This window comes from Blautia sp. ZXY-1-C6 (assembly GCF_056339875.1).
In genome coordinates this window covers 1-4,371 of record NZ_JBWJVQ010000073.1, presented here as the reverse complement: position 1 = coordinate 4,371, position 4,371 = coordinate 1, and the positions used below count along the sequence as shown (strand labels likewise).

General features: G+C 40.7%; 3 protein-coding genes. 1 reads left to right on the top strand and 2 read right to left on the bottom strand.

Annotated elements, in window-relative coordinates; genetic code table 11:
* Together AC075J_RS02870 and AC075J_RS02865 are read right to left on the bottom strand one after the other, a co-directional pair.
* Positions 1–894: toxic anion resistance protein (locus AC075J_RS02870; protein WP_476389964.1), on the bottom strand; the 894-nt coding region annotated here is incomplete at its 3' end.
* Between the two features lie 6 nt (positions 895–900).
* On the bottom strand, positions 901–3,174 hold the full coding sequence (locus tag AC075J_RS02865; protein WP_025578292.1) for a YceG family protein: 2,274 nt from the start codon (positions 3,172–3,174) through the stop codon (positions 901–903).
* A 321-nt stretch (positions 3,175–3,495) separates the two neighbouring features.
* Here AC075J_RS02865 and AC075J_RS02860 point away from each other — a divergent pair.
* On the top strand, positions 3,496–4,371 hold an 876-nt coding region (locus AC075J_RS02860; protein ID WP_476389963.1), incomplete at its 3' end, for an HpcH/HpaI aldolase/citrate lyase family protein.

The window sequence follows — 4,371 nt, the reverse complement described above, 5'->3', positions numbered from 1 at the left end:
CAGTTCTGCAATAGATTCTGCCTGTATCTTCTGCCTTTTCAGAAGAATTGCCTGCGCAAGTGCCTGCTTAAATACAGGAAGCGTAACGATAAACGCAGAATTGATCTTTCTCACCAGATTGTAATTGCTGAACTCCATAGTCTTTATCATGGGAATGGACTGCATTGCCACATTCTCTGCTGTTCTCAGATCCTGTGTCCTCTGTTCCAGCATCATCAGTGCCTGATTCAGACTGGTAAGTTCAAACTGAATAGACTGATCTCCCGTATTCTCCATATCCTGCTGTCTCTGGGCAATGTAGGCTTCAATCTCTTTACATGCCTGTTCTCCTGCAAGGATATATTTCACCAGTTCATGATAATAATCCACATTGGTCTTAAACATGGTATCCAGCTTTTTGTTGGACTGTTTGATTTCAGACTCATATCCTTTAAGCTGAACATAAATCTTATCAACTTCTTCGCCCATTGTGTGATACTTGGCCAGTATCTTATCCAGCTGTTTTCTGAAATTTCCGAAAAGCTTTCCGAAAAGTCCCGGATTATCCTTAATTTCATTAATGTCAAACTGATCCATGATCTTTGCCAGCGATTTAAGCATCTCGCTTGTCTCATTAAGCTGCGACATATTCATGCTGTTGAGGACCACATCAGATGCCTTGGAAATCTCCTCTGCTGCTTTCGCACCAAAAGATACAATGGTATCCATATTGTAAACTTCGATCGTGCTGACAATATCGTCCACTTCTTTTGAATTGACCAGCTCAGCATTCATCTGCTGCCTGTCAGCGACAATATCATATTTCTCCACAACTTCAATCTCATTTTTCTCCTGAAGACCATTACCGGCCTGAGCAGGATTTCCCATAGATGATTTACCGAAATCAAGTCCCATAATCTACTAACCTCTCCTGAAAAGTTTTCTCCGCCATGAGGGGCGGGTACTGTTTGTCGAAATGTTATTCAGATCCGGAACCTGCATATCGTATTTATATTCCCCGATCTGGTGCTCTTCCATCAGTTTTTCTGCAAAGTAGTTCTCCACACTCTGATAGCCTGTAGGGACAAAAAACAGAATGTCAAATCCTGCCAGGTTCAGGAATGTTACAAGAATCGAATCCTGAAGTGAAATCATCGTCTCCCCTGTATTAATATATATCAATTTTGGATTCTTTTTTGTAAAATCAAATTTCTGGATCAGACGCAGAATCTCCTTCGGCAGATCCAGAATCTGCGCGATCACTGTATATTCTGTACCATTTTCCCCAATACCCTTTATCAGTTTCCGCTCGATCAGAAGCTGCAGCTTGTCAAGTATAAATTCCTGCATTTCCTCCCGAAGAAGATGATAAGGATATCTGGGATGATTCTTTATTTTATTCCGCAGAAGCTTTCCGTTTTTATAAAATTCTACGGCAAAGGCTTTCATTGGACCGGAGGCAGTTGGTTCAATGCACGGAGCACTTTTCACAACAACGGTATCCTCTGTGATCAGTGCTGCTATGGATTCCCAGTACTGAGAAACACTTCCATCCTTCACTCCTGAGATTTTTGAAAAAATAACCGGAATATTTACCACACCGTTAACTGTGCTGAAATTAGGTCTGTATTTCAATTCCTGATCCCACAGTAGTTTTATCTCTTCATACATGGTCTGCAGATTGATAACATTCGCCTTCACATACTGCTGATTTCTGTATATCCCACTGTCCTGATACATCAGAGTATCAAGTTCTCTTTCCGCATGATAAGCGGCTGTTCCAATCTTTACCTGAGAACTCTCTTCCGGATATTCTGTGATCGCCAGACTCTCCGGATAGTTGACCTCATACAGAAGTTTATCTTCCAGACAGCACTTAATGTTCAGATCAGGACATAAGATCAGCACATCCAGTGGCAGCCGCCCAAGGAAACTCATAAACAGAGCTTCGTTTTCATTCCGGCAGCCCCCCAGATAAATAAAGCATCCAATCTCCGGTGATTTCCAGTTTATGAACAGCTTCGGCAGATATCTTCTCATCCAGCACAGCAGATACACTGCCCTGTTTGTCAGTCTGTTAAGATTTTCCCCTTCCTTCTGAGATTCAGCCAGCATAACATCCACAAATGTTTTATGCAGGATCCGCTGAAGCTCCGGATTGGCTCCATACTGTATATTACACGCAAGTCCCAGGAGCATCTGATCTCCGGATGTGTAGTTTGACCTCTTTATCTCTGAAATTTCCTGCGGCGTTGGTCTTGGAATCTCTTTACTTACGATCACCGTATTTCTCTTTGAATTTCTCAGTTCCTGCTGCAATCTGAACAGTTCATTTGCATAAGTAAGCTTATCTTCTGCCCCGTTTATCCTGCAGAAACAGTTATAAAAAAAACGGCTGTCATTTCCCCTTAACAGAATGCTCTCGCGGATATCATCCAGGCCGTTTCCCTTTATCCATGCATTTGTACAATTTGTAAGCGAAGGTCTGATTCCATACAGTCTCTCATTGTTAAGTTCATTCTGAATCTCATCTCTGACCTTTTTCACACAATATCCCTGCGGAAATGGCTGCAAACCTTCCATCTGCAAACTGTCTGAAAGAACGGAACCCGGATCTGTTTTCAGATATCCCTGATCCCCTGCATACTGAAGCAGTACTACATCACAGCCTGCATTGGAAAGAATCGATATGAGCATTAACTCATAATTGCTTATCTGCCCTTCATATAATATTTTAGGGATATGGTTCTCTCCAAGCTGATTTACAATGCGTTCAAATTTATAATACAGCCAGCACATGAACTTGATATATGCGTTCCTGAGCATATTCTCGGTTTTCCCGGCTTTTCGCAGGGAATCCAGAGAGTCATAAATGGAGGCTGCCACATTCTGTCTCTGAAACTCATTCATCCTTGGCAGCCATTTTCTCAGACTGACATGGATAAAATCCATACTCATCTGAAAATCCATTCCCATTATTTCATTATAATATGCAAGATTCCCCTCATCGGGATTAGGTATCTTCCCTTCGATAACCACTCCGGTTCTTCTTGCTGTATCATAATATTTCTTTATAAATTCGCCGACTTCTTCAGAATATCCGTTGATACGGTAGAAATAAACACCTTTCTCCCGCCTGCTGTTCAGTTCGACAAAATAATCACTGAGGTTTTGAATTTTTTTGTGTTCCAACATATAAGTATCTCACCTTCAATATCTGCTTATCTTATTTCTGTTCATGATAAGTTCTACAGTAATTTCATAAAATAATGCGGAACCATAATTTTCTCCAAATTTTCGTATAAATTCTACCTCAAAATTGTATCATATTGCTATTTATATTTCAAGAAAATTCCCCTGTTCTTTCTATGGCTTATTCCCCTGAAATGTGCTATGATGTAGCTGCTGACTCGGTCCTTCACACTGTGATGGACCGGATTACCTGCAGTATTTTATTGAATTTCTATAAGGTACCCTATTTACGGGAATTTTTGTAGATATGTCAGAAGGAGTGTTATGAAAAATAATGTTTTATATTACAGTGTAGGTCCATTACTCTATTGTCCTGCCAACAGAATATCCATCACTGATTCTCTGATAAATGAAAGATTCGGGAACAGATTTTCTCTTGCTCTCTGTCTTGAAGATACCATAAACGACGATCATGTTGAAGAAGCCGAGCAGATACTGATTTCTTCTCTCAGCCAGATATTCATACAGCATGAACAAAAGCCATTCTATCTGCCCAAAATATTTATCCGGGTTCGGAATCCACAGCAGATTCAGAGATTAACAAAAGCTCTTGGGCAATCCATTAAGATTGTTACCGGTTTCATCGTCCCTAAATTCAGCCCGGATAACGCACAAAGTTATATTGAGCAGATGATCCTCGTCAATGAACTTGTCGCAAAAAAGCTTTACATGATGCCTATTTACGAAAGTCCCTCCATTATAGATTTGCGAAACAGAATTGATATTCTCTATTTGTTAAGGGATTCTTTAGCCAGAATTGAAGATCTTATATTGAATATACGTGTTGGCGGAAATGATCTGTGCCATATGTTTGGGTTTCGCAGACATGCCAATGAATCTATTCACAGCATCAGACCTGTTTCAGATATTTTCTCAGATATTATCACTGTATATGGTATGGATTATGTGATTTCCGGTCCTGTATGGGAATATTATGCCGGTGACAGCTGGAAAGAAGGAATGATTCAGGAAATCCGGGAGGACAGACTTTGCGGTTTCATCGGAAAAACCGTTATCCACCCTTCACAGATCCCTGTAGTAAACAGAGCTTATCAGGTTTCACGAAATGACTACCTTGACGCACGGGCGATTTTAAACTGGAATGCTGATTCTGCTTCCCTTGTTGCAGGAAGCAAAACC

Excerpts from the sequence above, each read along its gene's own strand:
- AC075J_RS02865 (WP_025578292.1), bottom strand. The coding sequence starts at position 3,174 with ATGTTGGAACACAAAAAAATTCAAAACCTCAGTGATTATTTTGTCGAA.